The organism is Wenjunlia tyrosinilytica (assembly GCF_014646055.1).
GTDB lineage: Bacteria > Actinomycetota > Actinomycetes > Streptomycetales > Streptomycetaceae > Wenjunlia > Wenjunlia tyrosinilytica.
In genome coordinates this window covers 1-14,978 of record NZ_BMMS01000049.1, presented here as the reverse complement: position 1 = coordinate 14,978, position 14,978 = coordinate 1, and the positions used below count along the sequence as shown (strand labels likewise).

16 protein-coding genes and 2 pseudogenes are annotated in these 14,978 nt (G+C 69.0%); 6 read left to right on the top strand and 12 right to left on the bottom strand.

What is annotated here, in order from left to right; genetic code table 11:
• The first annotated feature begins 3 nt into the window (after positions 1-3).
• On the top strand, positions 4-798 hold the full coding sequence (locus tag IEY86_RS33080; RefSeq protein WP_189135602.1) for an SDR family NAD(P)-dependent oxidoreductase: 795 nt from the start codon (positions 4-6) through the stop codon (positions 796-798).
• Here the strand turns inward: IEY86_RS33080 and IEY86_RS33075 are convergent.
• From IEY86_RS33075 to IEY86_RS33060, 4 genes are all read right to left on the bottom strand, one after another.
• Complete coding sequence (locus IEY86_RS33075) at positions 788-2,560, bottom strand: DUF6895 family protein (RefSeq protein WP_229698981.1); 1,773 nt, start codon at positions 2,558-2,560, stop codon at positions 788-790. The genes IEY86_RS33080 and IEY86_RS33075 overlap by 11 nt on opposite strands.
• A 60-nt stretch (positions 2,561-2,620) precedes the next feature.
• Positions 2,621-2,818, bottom strand: a complete 198-nt coding sequence (locus tag IEY86_RS33070) for a hypothetical protein (RefSeq protein WP_189135601.1) — start codon at positions 2,816-2,818, stop codon at positions 2,621-2,623.
• Positions 2,819-2,986: 168 nt separating this feature from the next.
• Entirely contained in the window at positions 2,987-3,700 is a 714-nt protein-coding gene (locus IEY86_RS33065; RefSeq protein ID WP_189135600.1) for a GntR family transcriptional regulator, read from the bottom strand.
• A gap of 100 nt (positions 3,701-3,800) precedes the next feature.
• Complete coding sequence (locus tag IEY86_RS33060; RefSeq protein WP_189135599.1) at positions 3,801-4,712, bottom strand: dihydrodipicolinate synthase family protein; 912 nt, start codon at positions 4,710-4,712, stop codon at positions 3,801-3,803.
• Between the two features lie 462 nt (positions 4,713-5,174).
• On the opposite strand from IEY86_RS33060, the pseudogene IEY86_RS33055 reads away from it, so the two are divergent.
• A pseudogene (locus IEY86_RS33055) lies at positions 5,175-6,424 on the top strand (PP2C family protein-serine/threonine phosphatase).
• A 118-nt stretch (positions 6,425-6,542) separates the two neighbouring features.
• Here IEY86_RS33055 and IEY86_RS33050 read toward each other — a convergent pair.
• A complete protein-coding gene (locus IEY86_RS33050; RefSeq protein WP_189135598.1) occupies positions 6,543-6,791 on the bottom strand; it encodes a hypothetical protein in 249 nt (82 codons plus the stop codon).
• A 341-nt stretch (positions 6,792-7,132) separates the two neighbouring features.
• Here IEY86_RS33050 and IEY86_RS33045 point away from each other — a divergent pair, with 341 nt between their 5' ends.
• A complete protein-coding gene (locus IEY86_RS33045; RefSeq protein ID WP_189135597.1) occupies positions 7,133-8,248 on the top strand; it encodes an AI-2E family transporter in 1,116 nt (371 codons plus the stop codon).
• A gap of 24 nt (positions 8,249-8,272) precedes the next feature.
• Here IEY86_RS33045 and IEY86_RS33040 read toward each other — a convergent pair whose 3' ends face one another.
• Both IEY86_RS33040 and IEY86_RS33035 read right to left on the bottom strand, forming a co-directional pair.
• Positions 8,273-8,896, bottom strand: a complete 624-nt coding sequence (locus IEY86_RS33040; RefSeq protein WP_189135596.1) for a class I SAM-dependent methyltransferase — start codon at positions 8,894-8,896, stop codon at positions 8,273-8,275.
• A gap of 118 nt (positions 8,897-9,014) precedes the next feature.
• Entirely contained in the window at positions 9,015-9,272 is a 258-nt protein-coding gene (locus IEY86_RS33035) for a hypothetical protein (RefSeq protein WP_189135595.1), read from the bottom strand.
• Between the two features lie 498 nt (positions 9,273-9,770).
• On the opposite strand from IEY86_RS33035, the gene IEY86_RS33030 reads away from it, so the two are divergent.
• Entirely contained in the window at positions 9,771-10,280 is a 510-nt protein-coding gene (locus tag IEY86_RS33030; protein WP_189135594.1) for a hypothetical protein, read from the top strand.
• 265 nt (positions 10,281-10,545) lie between these two features.
• Positions 10,546-10,812, top strand: a complete 267-nt coding sequence (locus IEY86_RS33025; protein WP_189135593.1) for a GlsB/YeaQ/YmgE family stress response membrane protein — start codon at positions 10,546-10,548, stop codon at positions 10,810-10,812.
• A 90-nt stretch (positions 10,813-10,902) separates the two neighbouring features.
• Here the strand turns inward: IEY86_RS33025 and IEY86_RS33020 are convergent, their stop codons facing one another.
• The 3 genes from IEY86_RS33020 to IEY86_RS33010 form a co-directional block, all read right to left on the bottom strand.
• Positions 10,903-12,132 carry an MFS transporter gene (locus IEY86_RS33020; RefSeq protein ID WP_189135592.1) on the bottom strand — a complete coding sequence of 410 codons (1,230 nt, stop codon included), beginning with the start codon at positions 12,130-12,132 and terminating at the stop codon, positions 10,903-10,905.
• Between the two features lie 159 nt (positions 12,133-12,291).
• Entirely contained in the window at positions 12,292-12,663 is a 372-nt protein-coding gene (locus IEY86_RS33015) for a VOC family protein (protein WP_189135591.1), read from the bottom strand.
• Between the two features lie 109 nt (positions 12,664-12,772).
• Complete coding sequence (locus IEY86_RS33010; RefSeq protein ID WP_189135590.1) at positions 12,773-13,129, bottom strand: DUF1232 domain-containing protein; 357 nt, start codon at positions 13,127-13,129, stop codon at positions 12,773-12,775.
• Between the two features lie 258 nt (positions 13,130-13,387).
• On the opposite strand from IEY86_RS33010, the pseudogene IEY86_RS33005 reads away from it, so the two are divergent.
• A pseudogene (locus IEY86_RS33005) lies at positions 13,388-13,676 on the top strand (DapH/DapD/GlmU-related protein); the annotation flags it as partial.
• A gap of 47 nt (positions 13,677-13,723) precedes the next feature.
• Here the strand turns inward: IEY86_RS33005 and IEY86_RS33000 are convergent.
• Positions 13,724-14,071, bottom strand: a complete 348-nt coding sequence (locus IEY86_RS33000) for a hypothetical protein (protein WP_189135589.1) — start codon at positions 14,069-14,071, stop codon at positions 13,724-13,726.
• Positions 14,068-14,978: cytochrome c oxidase subunit I (locus IEY86_RS32995; RefSeq protein WP_189135588.1), on the bottom strand; the 911-nt coding region annotated here is incomplete at its 5' end. The genes IEY86_RS32995 and IEY86_RS33000, both read right to left, overlap by 4 nt.

The window sequence follows — 14,978 nt, the reverse complement described above, 5'->3', positions numbered from 1 at the left end:
CTCATGCGCATCGATCTCACCGGAAAGACCGCCCTGGTCACTGGATCGACCCAGGGCATCGGAGCGGCCATCGCCTCTGAACTCGCTCGCGCGGGAGCCCGGGTGGCCGTCAACGGCCGCTCCCCCGACTCCGTCGGCCGCGCCGTCGACCTGATGCGCAGGGAAGTCCCCGGCGCCGATCTCGTCCAGGTCGTGGCCGACATCACCGCGGACAGCGGTGTGCTGCGCGTGGTGGACCTGCTGCCGCAGGTGGACATCCTCATCAACAACTTCGGCATCTTCGGCGCCCGGCCCGCCCTGAAGATCAGTGACCAGGAATGGCGGCGCTACTTCGAGGCGAACGTCATGACGGCCGTGCGGCTGACCCGCCTCTACCTGCCCGGCATGATGGAGCGTTCCTGGGGGCGGGTGCAGAACATCGCCAGCGACTCGGCCGTCGTCATCCCCGTGGAGATGGTCCACTACGGGATGTCGAAGACGGCGCTGCTCGCGCTGTCCCGGGGCTTCGCCAAGGAGGCCGCCGGAACGGGTGTGACCGTGAACTCCGTGATCGCCGGGCCCACCCACACCGGCGGAGTCGAGGAGTTCGTCTATGAACTGGTCGACCGCGACCTCCCCTGGCAGGAGGCCCAGCGCGCGTTCATGCGCGAGCACCGCCCCCAGTCCCTGCTCCGCCGACTGATCGAGCCCGAGGAGATCGCCCACATGGTCGTCTTCCTCAGCTCGCCCTACGCCTCGGCCACCACCGGCGCCGCGGTCCGCGTGGACGGCGGATATGTCGACTCGATCATCCCGTGACCGTCACCAGGTGGGACAGCGCGACCACACAGCTCTGGGTCCACCGCCGCTGCGCGCTCGCCCGCTCCTGGGGGTCGTCGCGGGCGGTGAAGCCGAAGGATCCGGCGGGGCTCTGCTGGCGGAGAAGGAACTCCAGCCCGTCGCGGGTGACACGGTGGTCGGCCCAGCCGAGCAGGGCCAGGCCGCCGAGGAGCACGGCCACCTCCTCGAGCCGGTAGTTCCGGCAGGCGTCCGGCAGTGCGGCGGCCAGGCGCTCCGCCACCGGGTACCAGCCGGGGTCGTCGCTGTCGATGCGGCTCGGCTCGTCCCCGGCGTACTGGGCCAGATCCCTGGCCACGACGGCCGACGGGCGGCTCCTCGCCCTCAGCTCCGCGGGGTCCGCCGAAGCGAGGAGGGAGTCCGCGGTGTGGGGGGCGAGCCGCCCGAGTCTCATCAGATGGCCGACTCCCGCGGCGGCAGCCGCGGGAACCACGGTGACGCCGGCGAGTGCGTCCGCAGTGTCGGTCAGAAACCGATCGAGCGAGGGACAGCTCAGACCTGACGCCGTCACACCGTGGGCGCATTCGAAGACCACGTCGGCTCCATGGCTGCCCCACAGTGCCTGCTCGGAGGCGGCCCCGACACGTCCGACCAGCGAGGTGACCGCCGGATGGGCGAGCTCCGGCTCACCCACCGCGCGAGCCCCGCGGACCGCCGCGGCCACCGAGGGAATCGCCTCGTCCAGAGGGCAGACCGCCGCGGACTCCACCAGCCAGACCGTGGCTCGGCACAGGGCGGATTCGAGCTCTGCCCGGTCCAGTGCCGCCGGCGGCTCCGGACGGGGACGGCGGATGACGGCCCGGCTGCGGGCCAGCAGCGCGGCCAGCGCGGCGACGATCGTCGTGTGATAGGCCGTGGCCCAGGAGCGGTGGTCCTCGCCACTGCCCTCGAGTCCCGGATGGACGATCCCGTCCGGACCGGCGACCCGGCCGTCGGGCTCCTGCACATCGGCGAGGAAGGCCCAGGCCCGTTCCGCCTCGGCCGAGTCACGGATGCCCAGGCACAGCAGCGAGCAGATCAGCTCGGCCACCAGATCGGCGTTCCCCCGTCTGCGGCACAGCAGGCAGAGCGCCTCGAGCAGTTCCGTGGCCCGGGACAGGTCGAAGCCGATGGGCCACCGTGGAAGGCGCAGACCGAAGTCGGTCGCGTAGAACAACGTATGGGTGATCGCGTAGATGTCGCGGTCCCCCAGCTTGAGGACGGAGGGATCCGCGCAGAGCAAGGTGAAGGGAAGCACATCCTCGACGCCGGGCATGTCGTGCTCCACGCCCGCCAGTTCCAGGGTGTGCAGCAGATCCAGCTGGCGATAGGGGATGCGTTCGAAACAGGCGGCGTAGCGGCCCGCGACGGACTGCTCGAGGAGGTGCTGGAATTCCCGGTCGGCGTGCCCGCACAACCGAAGTGCCGCATGGGTACCGGCGTAGAGCAGGAGCGCACGCTCGTCGCGCCCGACGAGCTCGCGGTACGACGCGCGGCTCGCCACCGCGGCCATCCGATCGAACAACTGCTGGTAATGGGGATCGAAAGGCGCCGGGTCGAGACGCGCTCGCAGCCCCACCAGCAGGGCCACCTCGACAAGCGCCTTGCGGGCGAAGAGGACACCCGTCTCGTCGGCGGCGTCCGGGTCGAAACGTCCGTGGTGCGCGGCCAGCCAGGAAACGGCTCGGTCTTCGACCGCGCGCCACAGTTCGGGCAGCTCGCTCCCCGTGCACTTCGGTGTCACCCTGCCCCCTAGGAACGGTCTGCCCATCGGGGTCGGCCCCGCCGCCGCGGGGTCGACCGACTAGTCGCCCGGATTGGCGGCGGCGTCACACTCGGATGCGACGACCAGCACGTACTTCTCCCAGGCCAGCACGTAGCCGGCGACCTCGTCGAGCGTGGTGGTCGCGCGGACCAGGTGCTCCAGGGATATGTCGAGGTTCACCAGTCCGCTGGACTGAAGGAACTCGAGAGCCCTTCGGTTGTCGATGGAGCAGGACATCCCGTACCTCCGCTGATGGAGAATTCACCGGCGGTTCCATGCACCGCACCGCCGGATGCTCCCCATCGTCGGCGTAGGCCGAAAGGGTGTCACTTCAATTTTCGAGAATTCCCCCGCATGGCGGAATATGAATATTATCGGCTCAATTAACCCGGCCCCATGGGCATTTCACCGTCGGCCCTGGAGGCCCACTCCGGACTGCTTCTTGACCAACGCGTCCTGACCGGCCGCCCAGAGGGTGCGCACATGCGCCAGATGGTGCCGCATGCATTCCTCGACGGCTTGGGCGTCGCGCCTGAGCATCAGATCGAGGAGTTCGATGTGCTCCTGCGCGGATTCGACCAGTTGACCCGTCTGGTCCAGGTCGGACAGCCCGTAGAGACGGGAGCGCTTGCGCAGGTCGCCGACGACGTCCACCAGATGACGATTGCCCGCGAGCGCGAGCAGTTCGAGGTGGAAGCGGCGGTCGGCCTCGATGTAGCCGATCAGGTCGTGACCGGCGGCAGCGGCCACGATCTCCTCGGCGGCCGGGCGCAGGGCCTCCAATTCCTCGGCCGAGGCGGTGGCGGTGATCCCGACCACGGTGGGGATCTCGATCAGCGCGCGGATCTCGGTGAACTCGTCGAGATCCCGCTCGGTCATCTCGGTGATCCGGAAGCCCTTGTTGCGGACGGCCTCGACCAGGCCCTCGCGGGCCAGATCGAGCATCGCCTCCCGTACCGGTGTCGCCGAGACACCGTATTCGGCGGCCAGTGCGGGGGCGGAGTAGACCTCACCCGGACGCAGTTCCCCGGCGATCAAGGCGGCTCGCAGAGCATTGGCGACCTGATCGCGCAGATGCTCCTGCACCGACACAAGGTTCCGCGGCCGCGTGCTGGCCATGGTCGGACCTCCGAACACGGGAATTTACATGTGATATGTCACGTCACTCTAGCTGAAGATCCGACCAAATGGATTGCCGACCCGGCAGGGGTGCGAATCGTCAGTTCAGGCCCTCGGCCAGGGCCTTCTCCGTGGCCGCACGGACAATGGCCTCCTGTTCGGCTCCCAAAGGCGCCCGGGGCGGTCGGCAGGGTCCGCCATGGAATCCGGCGATGTCCATGGACAGCTTGATCGCCTGCACGAACTCCGACTTGGAGTCCCAGCGCAGAAGTGGGTGGAGAGCACGGTACAGCGGCAGCGCGGCCTCCAGGTCACCGGAGACCGCGGCTCGGTAGAGGGCGACACAGGCTTCGGGAAGCGCGTTCGGATATCCGGCGATCCACCCGACCGCTCCGGCCAGGGCCAGTTCCAGCAGTACGTCGTCGGCCCCGGCGAGCAGGTCGAGCCCGGGGGCGAGCTCCGCGATCTCATAGGCCCGGCGGACGTCGCCGCTGAATTCCTTGACGGCGACGACGGCGCCCTCGCCGAACAGCTCGGCCAGCAGGTCCGGGGTGAGGTCGACCCTCGTGTCGTAGGGGTTGTTGTAGGCCACGACGGGCAGGCCGACCGCGGCGACGGCGGCGTAGTGGGCGAGCACCGCGGCCGCTTCCGCCCGGTAGGCATTGGGCGGCAGCAGCAGGACGGACCCGGCCCCGGCCTCGGCGGCCCGCTCGGCCCAGCGGACCGCTTCCGCGCTTCCGTAGGCGGCGACACCCGGCATGACCCGGCGGCCGTCGCCGACGGCCTCCACTGCGGTGCGCAGGACACGGTCGCGTTCGTCGTCCGTCAGGTTCTGGTACTCGCCCAGCGATCCATTGGGGACCACTCCGTCGCAGCCGGCGTCCATCAATCGGGTGATGTGCTCGGCGAAGGCGTCGTAGTCGATGCTCAGGTCGTCGCGCAGCGGGATGGGCACGGCGACCATGACACCGCGCCATGGGCGGCTCGGGAACGGCAGGGCGATCTGGGGCATGGATTCCTCCGGTATGGGGTGTGACATTTTACTGGGGGGTAAATCTGCTGCACAAGGGTTCGGAAGCGAGCAGTCACTCCTCGGCCGTCCTCGTCGTGCGAGTCTTCGTCGCGCCGGATGGTTGGTCACGGTGCCGCCTCCCAGCGAATGGGCAGCCGCGTACGACGCGCGGCATGAGGATGGGTCCGGGGTGGTGCGCAGGAGTAGCGCACGGCGGAGCCCTCCAACGCGGGCATACGGCGCCGCCGCCTTGACTGCCTTTGACATGACCATGCCAAAAGTCTGCGACATGCACAATGGTGCATTTCACATGTCCAGGAAGATGCTTCGATCAGATTTACGGACCGGCGAAGCCACCGGCGACCCTCTTCCCGCCGACGGCGGATGCGTAGATATCGCGTATGCGCCTTTTCAGTAACGCCTTTTCATTACAAATAGGGCGAATATGCTTCAGTGGGTGGCATGGCAGAAGGTGAGCGGGAGCACGGCAGGCCCGACGTGGACCGATCGGAAGGCTTCGGCGAGCGGCTGCTGGGCGTGCTGCTGGACCGGGCTCACCAGATGCCGCCGCAGCTGATCGCCCCGCTCATCGCGGAAGAGGTGGCCGGCGTCGGCGGCCGCGACGTCTCGATCCACCTGCAGGACTACGAGCAGCTGGTGCTGGTGCCCCTGCCCGGCAGGGGGCTGACCGAGGCAGAATCGAGCCGATCGCCGACTCCCCCGCGGGGGCGGCTTTCCTGAGCGGGACCGCCGTCGAGGTGACGCAGGCCGACGGGATCCGGATGTTTCTGCCCCTGCTGGACGGCAGCGACCAGGTCGGGGTGCTGTCCCTGACCCTGGACACCGTGGACGACGACGATCGGCGGCTGCTGGGAAGGCTCGCAGGCCTGGTGGCCGACATGATCGTCACCAAGGACACCTACACCGACCAGTTCTTCCAGGCCCGGCGCAGGGCCCCGATGGGCCTGGCCGCGGAGATCCAACGGTCCCTGCTGCCTCCGCTGGCGATGTCCTGCCCGCAGGTCGAGGTGGCCGGGATCCTGGAACCCGCCTACGAAGTCGCGGGAGACAGCTTCGACTACGCGCTCAACGACGACATCCTGCACGTGGCGATGGTCGACGCGATGGGCCACGGCCTGGACGCCGCCACGATGGCGACCGTCGCCATCGGCGCCTACCGGCACGCCAGGCGCGCCGACGTCGGCCTCGCCGGGATGTACGCCTTCATGGACAAGGCCATCGCCGAGCAGTTCGGCCCCGACCACTTCGTCACAGCGCAGATGATGTGCCTGGACATCGCGACGGGCCACCTCCAATGGGTCAACGCGGGCCACCCGGCACCGTTTTTGATCCGCGACCACGAGGTCGTCCGGCAACTCGACAGCCGGACAACCCTGCCGGTCGGCTTCGGTGGCAACGACCCCCTCGTCAGCGAGCAGACGCTCCAGCGCGGCGACCAGGTGCTGTGCTTCACCGACGGCCTCATCGAGGAGCACGAAATCGGCGCCGCCCCGTTCGGTGAGGAACAGCTGATGGAAGTCGTCACGCGTGTCGAGCGTACCCAGGAAGGTGTTCGGGCGGTGGTCCGCGCCCTCTCCCACATGCTCAAGGCGGAACGGGGCGGCATCACGAGCGACGACGCGACGCTCTTCCTGATCGAGTGGCGAGGGGGCAGCGCCGACCAACTCGCCACCGGCCCCGGGAAGAGCTGACACCGGCAGCGCGGGCCAGCCCCGCCGGGCCGCGCTGTCACGACCGGTCGGCGTCGGACGTTCCCGCGGCCGCTCCCACGCGACCTCCGCGGCATGCCGTCGGCGCAACCACCGCGCGTCAGCCGTTCTCGATGAAGCGGACGGACCAGGCGTAGCCGCTCAAGGTGTCGCTCGGGACACGGCGGACCTCCGTCACACGGCAGCCGTCATGAGCGTACTTGCGGCCGAAGCGCTCGAGGAGCTGCGCCTCGTCGAGCTCCTCCATGGACAGGGGCGCGCCGACGACGATGTCCTCGTGGAGGACCGGCTCCGGCGCGGGGGCGCGGGCCGAACAGGCGGGGCACCGATGCGTTCTGGGTAGAGACATGGGACCAGTCTCCTCCCGGCGAAGCGGATACGCGCCGCCTTGAACGATTCAAGCACTTCCCGGCCCTGCTTCGGCTCATGGTGGGCCGTCCGTCGTGCGAGCCGTCCGCCTTGGCGGCCGCACATCAGATCGAGGGATTGCCCGACCGGGTGCGGTGGCCGCGGCAGTGCTCATCCCTCCCCCCTGGCACTCAGGCTCGGCCACCGGGCCTCGGCCGGCGCGTGACGGCCACTGCACGACGAGGCACCGCGTTCGAGCCGAGCCGGGGGCGGCCGCGGGGCATCCGGGTGACGCCGACCCGTCGGCGATTTCCTCGGCGTCACGACGGGGAACCGGTCAGCATGGGCTCCCGGCCAGTCCCGGTGCGGACGATCCTGGCCACCATCGGCCTGGTGCTGGCGACCTATGTCGCTTTGCAGCTGGTGGTACAGACCCGGCGCGTCCTCGTGTGGACCCTGGTCGCGGTGTTCTTCGCGGTCGCCCTCTACCCACTGGTCGACCTGCTGGAACGGCGAGTGCCCCGGTGCCGCCGGACAGTGGCGACACTCGTCGTCTTCCTTCTCGTCGCGGTACTGGTCCTCGGGCTGGTCACGCTGTTCATCACCCCCGTGGCACGCGAGGGCGCCCACCTGGCCGGACGGCTGCCGCGCCTCATCAATGACGCCCGCGCCGGGCACGGGCCCGTCGGCCATCTGCTGCGCCGCGCCCACGTCCTGGAGTACGTCCAGCGCAACGAGGGGCGTATCCGCCACTTCGCGTCGGGCCTCGGCACCCCGCTGCTCGGCTATGTCCGCACCGCCGCCACCACGGTCGCCGGAATCGTCACGATCTTCGTGCTCGCCTATCTGATGGTGCTCGAGGGGCCGAGGATCGTCAGGGGGACGATGGCGCTGGTCGAGGAGTCGCACGCGGAGCGCATCCGCCGCGTCGGCTCCGCCTGCGCCAAGTCGATCACGGGTTACCTGTCCGGCAATCTGCTCATCAGCGTCATCTGCGGCCTGCTCACGTACGCCGTCCTGTTGGTCACCGGGGTGCCGTTCGCCGGAGTGATCGCGCTGTTCGTCGCCGTGGCCGACCTGATTCCCCTGGTGGGCGCCACGCTCGGCGCGATCGTGGCGGGGCTCGCCGGGTTCGTTCACTCCGTGACGGCGGGCATTGTCGTCGTGGCGTTCTTCATCGCCTATCAGCAGGTGGAGAACCATCTGCTGCAACCGGTGATCATGTCGCGCACGGTGAAACTGAACCCCCTCACCGTCCTGCTGGCCGTGCTCTTCGCGGCCGACATCGCCGGAATCCTCGGTGCGCTGCTGGCCATCCCGGTGGCCGGCATGGTCAAGGTCGTCCTGGCCGACATCTGGGAACACCGCGAGCACCGGCCGCTGCCGCTGCCGATGGGCGTTGACGAGGCGCGGGGCAAGGAGCAGCGGGAGGAGGGGGACGAGGAAGGAGACGAGTAGCGGCTCAGGGGGACGGGTAGCGGCTCAGGGAGACAGGGCGGTGCCGAGGGAGTCCGCGGCCAACGGCTTCGGTGCTCCCTTTTCGTAGAAGACGTCGATCTCCGTGATGGTGAACCCCGCGGTCGTCAGCAGTTCGGCGATCGGCCGGGTGAGATGGCACCCGTCGAAGAGCCGCTTCTCCATCGGCTCGAGACGTCGCTGCCAGCGGCGCACATTCTCGTCCTCCTCCGGGGCCAGCCCGTGCTCGATGAAATGCAGGGTGCCTCCGGGCTTGAGGACGCGCCGTACCTCACGCAGGGCGGCAAGGGCATCGGGAATCGTGCAGAGCGTCCAGGTGGACAGGGCGGCGTCGAAACTGCCGTCCTCGAACGGCAGGGACTGGCCGTCGAGGCCGGCGCGCCGCACCGGGACGGTGGACGCCCTCACCCGCCCTTCGGCGAGTCTCCATCCGAGATCGGAGGGCTCGACCGCGGCAACCGCGGTGACGGCCGAAGGGTAGTAGGGGACATTGTGCCCGGAACCGAATCCGATCTCGACGACTTCGCCGCTGAGTCCCTCGCAGACTCGGCGCCGCAGCGGTTGGGCCGTCTTGAGCCCGCAGACGGCATTGACGATCCGGGGCACGACCCGCTCGGCATAGAACCCCATGGCGACCTCCGTGTCTCATCTCCAGCATGGCACCGCGGCAGAGCCGGACAGGGCATCGCGGCAGCCGGGGGCTCGCCGGGCCGACCCGGGCTCTCTCGGCGGTCGGCGGCCCACAGGATCACCACTCCTCCGGCCACCCGTCCCAGTACATCGGCAGCAGGACGGAGACCTGTCTGCCCTCCAGCCGCAGTCCCTTGAGCACACCGCGCTTCTCCGCCTCCCACAGCAGTTCCAGATACGCGGTGTCGCGGCAGAAGTAGGACCGGCGCTCCCCTTCGTCCACGGCGCAGACGACGGCTGTCTGCGCCGAACCGCCCTGCCAGGGGCCGTCGACCACGAGGTCGCACACCACTTCCTCCAGGTGGTCAACAACCAACACGCCCTCCTCCGTGGCCATCGCAACGTGACTGGCAAACGGGCAGCCAGGCTGTCGGGCAACGCACATACGGGCAGCCTCGACCGTTCGGGCGACCACAATGCGACCCGGATCGCACATCAGCCATGACAGGCGGGCGTCAACGGGGATTGGTTGCCGGAGGCAATGTTGACATCGCGTCAATGCGGGTCGGGGCCATCGCCGATACGTGACGGCGGTGCGGACTCCCGGGGAGGGGAATGGCAGCAAGCCACCCCGCGCCACCCCCGGCAGAAGCAATTGAGCGGACATGCGGCCAAGGGAAAGGGACTGCCCCCACGGGTGCCGTCAGGGCTGTGGCACCCATTCGAGTGGCCTCCGCGCGCCCGCGGTCGGCACGGGGAAATGATCAAAAGCATCCTGCCCTGATCAGCCGCGGTTCAGGCCTTCGGTGCCAGGCGGCTCTCCGGCGAATTGGGCATGACGGGCTGCGGTCGCCGCACCGGGCATGATGACGCCATGCGAACCCGGGAGTGGCCCGAATCGCTGGGGAGATGGCTCCTGCCTCTGAACAACCCCACCGAGGCGATTCTGGGCACCGTCGTCACCGGCGCCATCATGGCCGCCTATTCCGAGCCCCCCATCCACGTGGACGAGGTGACCCTCGCCACGATCGTCTCGGTGCTGGTCTACTGGCTCACGCATGTCTACGCCGACGAGGTCGGCCATGATCCCGAGAACGGACCCGCCTTCTCCAAGCGCCGGCTGATGGCCACGCTGCGCAGGGATTGGGCCATCGCGCAGGCTTCCATCCCTCCCCTGGCCGTCCTCCTGCTGTCCTCGCTGTGCGGCGCGACCTCGTTCCTGGCCCTGGAGATCGCCGTCTGGTCGGCGGTGGCGCTCCTGGTGGCCTGGGGGATGTTCAGCGCCGCGCGCCATGGGCTCCGAGGAATGCCCGTGTTCGCGGCGGGGCTGGTGGCCGGCGTTCTCGGGCTGATCATCGTGGGCCTGAAGAGCGCGGTCGACTAGGACCGGCTCTGCCGCAATCGCCCGCATGCTGAGCAGCGGACTGGACGGTTCTGGTGCCGGCGCGGGGGGCGGTCCGGCACACCGGCGGCGCTGGGGCTGAGCGAGGCACCGGTGCAGGAGCGTCCCCGAGTGCGACAAGAGCCACGGCTGAGGCGGCCCGCCCCGGCGCGAGGTGCGGAACCGCCGCCTCCCGGGCGGCGTCTTCAAGGTCAGCGCGAGTCGGCCACTATCGCAGCCGGACGCAGTCGAACGACAGGACACAGACGTGGGCATCATCGGCTGGATCATTCTGGGGTTGCTCGCCGGGGCCATCGCCAAGCTTCTGCTTCCCGGCCGTGACCCGGGCGGCCTGGTCGGCACGACGGTCATAGGCATCGTCGGCGCCTTCGTCGGCGGCTGGCTGTCGGCGCACTTCCTGGACCGCCCGGTCCAGCATCAGTTCTTCGACCTGGCCACCTGGGGAGCCGCGATCGGCGGCTCGCTGGCGCTGCTGATCGCCTATCGCATCTTCTTCGGCAACTCACGGGACTGACCGCGAACGGAGACGAAGTCAAACGCCGCAGTCAAACGTCGCAGTCAAGAGACGCGGTCGAACACCGCAGCCAAAGGACGCGGTCCAAGATCACCGTCGAACGGTCACAGCCGAAGCGGGGACCGGCTGTTCGGTGGTGCCGGAGGTGTCGGCTGCCGAAGCGGGACGAGTAGCGGGACGGGCGCGTTCCAGGGCGCCGGAGATGAGTGCAAGGGCCAGGGCGGAGGCCGCGAGGGCCGCGCCGACCCAGTTGGGGGCGGTGTAGCCCAGGCCCCCGGAGATGACCAGGCCACCGAGCCAGGCGGACAGCGCATTGCCGAGGTTGAAGGCGCCGATGTTCACGGCGGAGGCAAGCGTCGGGGCGGCGGCCGCCTGGTCCAGTACCCGCTTCTGCAACGGCGGGACGGTGGCGAAGCCCAGCGCTCCGATCAGGGCGATGGTCACCGCGGCCGCCACCTTGTTGTGAGCGGTGACGGTGAACAGGGCGAGCACGAGCGACAGGGATCCCAGCGACACGTACAGCATGGGCATCAGCGCACGGTCGGCGAAGCGGCCGCCGACGAGGTTGCCCGCCACCATGCCGACGCCGAACAGCACCAGCAGCCATGTCACCGAGGTGTCGGCGAACCCGGTGACGTCGGTCATCATCGGCGTGATGTAGGTGATGGCCGCGAAGACGCCGCCGAAACCGAGAACGGTCATCGCCATGGCGAGCAGTACCTGCACCTTGCGGAAGGCGGCCAGTTCATGGCGGACCCGCACACCAGCGGGCCTGGGCCGCTCGGGGACGAGCCCTGCTATGCCGAGCAGGCCCAGCACACCGAGCACGGCGACGGCGGCGAAGGTGACGCGCCAGCCGAGGTGCTGGCCGACGAGGGTGCCCAGGGGGACGCCGACGACGTTGGCGACGGTCAGGCCGGTGAACATCATGGCGATGGCCCCGGCCCTCTTCCCCGGTGCGACGAGTTCCGCGGCCACCACCGAGCCGATGCCGAAGAAGGCTCCGTGGGCCAGTGAGGCGAGGAGCCTGCCCGCGAGCATGACGCCGAAGACCGGAGCCGCCGCGGAGAGCGCGTTGCCCGCGATGAACAGGCCCATGAGGAACATCAGCATGCGCTTGCGGGAGACCCGGGTGCCGAGAGCCGTCATCAGGGGCGCCCCCAGCACGACGCCCAGCGCGTATCCGGTGACGAGGAAGCCCGCGGTGGGGATGGAGACCCCGTAGTCGGCGGCGACCTCGGGGAGGAGCCCCATGATCACGAACTCGGTGGTGCCGATCCCGAAGGCTCCGATGGCGAGGGCGAGGAGTGCCAGAGGCATGGAGTTCACCTTAGGAGAGAATGTGGCAGCGCCTTACGGGCGTCCACAATAATTGCAGACGCCGACTAGTTGCAAGCGCTACCTATCCTTTGGTGATGGGCCCACCGCGGGGCACTCCTCAGCCGTGCGGCCTTCGCGGCATGTGGCGCACCAGTTGGCTCACCTCTCCTGGAGCACGGAGAGGATGTTGCCCGCCGGGTCCGTGAACCACGCGATGTAGGGGCCTCCCCCGCGGAAGACCCCGTTCTCGTCGATGTCCATGCCGGGGTACCGCTCGAAGCGCACTCCCCGCTGGGCCAGCTCCGCGACGGCCTTGTCGATGTCGTCGACGGGGAAGTTGAGGATCGTGAACGACGCCGGGACATGGTTGGGCTTCGGGTAGGCCAGCACGCTGGTGCCACCGGCGATGCGCAGGTGCAGCAGGCCGTGCTCCTCGGACACGTCCAGGCCCAGCGTCTCGCCGTAGAACTGCTTGGCCTTCTCGATGTCGTCCACGGCGAAGCCGCTGAACGCCTTGGTATCGCGGAACATATGGGTTCCTTCCCCAGCCACCTGCGACGCCGGCCGCTCGTCGCCGAGCTGAATGAGCCGAGCTGAAATGATCAGGACGCAATGATCAGGACAGGAAGGACTCGAGCCGTCAGCGCCGGCCCGCACCGGACTCGACGACCGCTTCCTTCCGCACCCCGGCGGCAGTCCCGCCGGCCATCCGCGGCCGACGCAGCCCCGCCGCGTCCGCGGCCGCGTAGAGCGACCGCAGTGCCAGGAACAGAAGGCCGAGGTCATCGAGCAGGATCGGGTCGGGCAGCAGATCGACCGGGCAGACCAGATAGGCGATCGAGCCCCAGAAGAGGAGCTTGTTGTTGAGGGGGACACCGGCGCTGCGCAGCAACTTGCGGGCGCGGACCATCTTGACCAGGAGGACGGCCGCCGCCGCCACCATCGCCGCGACCAGCACGCCCGCGATCACCACGACCGTCCACGTCTCGCCGCTCATCCTGCCTCCAGTCCTTCCTTCCTCCAGTCCTTCCTTCGGCACGCCGTCCGGTGGCGACCGGCGCGCCCGCATGAGCGCCTACCCACCGACGCGCGGGTCTACCGGCCGCGAACGGTGATCCACTCGACCGCACCACCGTTGGTCCCTCTGTCATACCGGGCGCGAACGATTCACCGGCCCCGTCAGCCCCATGGACCCCGCAGACATCGGCCCCATCGGCCCCATCGGCCCCGCAGACCCCGCGGGCCCCAGGCGGGCCGCATCACCATCGGCTCGGATGTGCAGATCGGACCGAACGTCCAGTTCCTGACTCCGGCGCACGGACTCGACACGGAACGCCGCCGGGCCGGCTGGGAGAAGGCGGTCCCGATGACCATCGGCGACAATGTCTGGCTCGGCGGCGGTGTCATCGTCTGCCCGGGTGCCCGGGGTGACCATCGGCGAGAACACCGTGGTCGGCGCGGGAGCGGTCGTGACGAGGGACCTGCCGCCGGGCGTCCTCGCCGTCGGCAACCCGGCGCGGGTTGTTCGCTCTCCGGAGGAGTGACGCCCGTGAGCCGGGCGCCTGCGCTCCCGGCTCAGGGGCCCCTCCCGCTACCGCGCGACGAGGAGCGCGAGGGTCAGGACGACGCAGGTGCCCAGGGCGAAGGCGGTGGCCAGGCGTCGGCGGAGGTTCCGATAGACCTCCTCGTACTCCTTGCGCACCTCTCGGCAGCGCTCGGCGACTGCCTTCACAGCGGCTTGAGCGTTGACCAACTGGTCCTCGTAGTGGACGCGTTCGACTTCCATGCGCTGGGCCGTGGTCAGCCAGGGCAGCCTGGCGGAGAAGTCACGTGCTCCCGCACGTGCTCGGGCCACCTGCGCCTGCCACAGCAAATAGCCCTCGATCTCATTGACGCCGGCGGCGATGGCACGGGGGTGGCGTGCGTCGGTCTCGGTCATTCGTGGGAGACCTTCCGTCGCGCCTCGCCCTCGAGAGCCGGCGTGGGGACCTCTCCGGCGGCGATCTCGGGGTGGTGCAGATCGAACGCCGGAGATTCGGAGCGGATCCGCGGCAGCGTCAGGAAGTTGTGACGCGGCGGCGGGCAGGAGGTCGCCCACTCCAGCGAGCGGCCCCAGCCCCAGGGATCGTCGACCTCGACCTTGGGCGCGTACTTGGCCGTCTTCCACACGTTGTACATGAACGGCAGGAAGGACAGTCCCAGCAGGAACGACGCGATGGTGGAGACCGTGTTGAGGGTGGTCACCCCGTCGGCGGCCATGTAGTCGGGGATGCGCCGCTGCATTCCCTGGGCACCGAGCCAGTGCTGGACGAGGAAGGTGCCGTGGAAGCCGATGAACAGCGTCCAGAAGGTGATCTTGCCCAGACGCTCGTCGAGCATCTTGCCGGTGAACTTCGGCCACCAGAAGTGGAAGCCGGAGAACATCGCGAACACCACCGTGCCGAACACCACGTAGTGGAAGTGCGCCACCACGAAGTACGAGTCCGAGAGGTGGAAGTCGACAGGTGGCGAGGCCAGGATGACGCCGGTCAGCCCACCGAACACGAAGGTGATCAAGAAGCCCGTGGCCCAGAGCATCGGTGTCTCGAAGCTCAGCGAGCCCTGCCACATCGTCCCGATCCAGTTGAAGAACTTCACCCCCGTCGGCACCGCGATCAGGAAGGTCATGAACGAGAAGAACGGCAGCAGCACCCCGCCGGTGGCGTACATGTGGTGCGCCCACACCGTGACCGACAGACCCGCGATCGAGACCGTCGCCGCGACCAGGCCGATGTAGCCGAACATCGGCTTGCGGGAGAACACCGGGATCACCTCGGAGATGATCCCGAAGAAGGGCAGGGCGATGA

What these genes read in the sequence shown, in the direction of transcription:
- IEY86_RS33080 (WP_189135602.1), top strand. Translation starts at nt 4, where the DNA reads ATGCGCATCGATCTCACCGGAAAGACCGCCCTGGTCACTGGATCGACC.
- IEY86_RS33070 (WP_189135601.1), bottom strand. Translation starts at nt 2,818, where the DNA reads ATGTCCTGCTCCATCGACAACCGAAGGGCTCTCGAGTTCCTTCAGTCC.
- IEY86_RS33065 (WP_189135600.1), bottom strand. Translation starts at nt 3,700, where the DNA reads ATGGCCAGCACGCGGCCGCGGAACCTTGTGTCGGTGCAGGAGCATCTG.
- IEY86_RS33060 (WP_189135599.1), bottom strand. Translation starts at nt 4,712, where the DNA reads ATGCCCCAGATCGCCCTGCCGTTCCCGAGCCGCCCATGGCGCGGTGTC.
- IEY86_RS33050 (WP_189135598.1), bottom strand. Translation starts at nt 6,791, where the DNA reads ATGTCTCTACCCAGAACGCATCGGTGCCCCGCCTGTTCGGCCCGCGCC.
- IEY86_RS33045 (WP_189135597.1), top strand. Translation starts at nt 7,133, where the DNA reads ATGGGCTCCCGGCCAGTCCCGGTGCGGACGATCCTGGCCACCATCGGC.
- IEY86_RS33040 (WP_189135596.1), bottom strand. Translation starts at nt 8,896, where the DNA reads ATGGGGTTCTATGCCGAGCGGGTCGTGCCCCGGATCGTCAATGCCGTC.
- IEY86_RS33030 (WP_189135594.1), top strand. Translation starts at nt 9,771, where the DNA reads ATGCGAACCCGGGAGTGGCCCGAATCGCTGGGGAGATGGCTCCTGCCT.
- IEY86_RS33020 (WP_189135592.1), bottom strand. Translation starts at nt 12,132, where the DNA reads ATGCCTCTGGCACTCCTCGCCCTCGCCATCGGAGCCTTCGGGATCGGC.
- IEY86_RS33015 (WP_189135591.1), bottom strand. Translation starts at nt 12,663, where the DNA reads ATGTTCCGCGATACCAAGGCGTTCAGCGGCTTCGCCGTGGACGACATC.
- IEY86_RS33010 (WP_189135590.1), bottom strand. Translation starts at nt 13,129, where the DNA reads ATGAGCGGCGAGACGTGGACGGTCGTGGTGATCGCGGGCGTGCTGGTC.
- IEY86_RS33000 (WP_189135589.1), bottom strand. Translation starts at nt 14,071, where the DNA reads ATGACCGAGACCGACGCACGCCACCCCCGTGCCATCGCCGCCGGCGTC.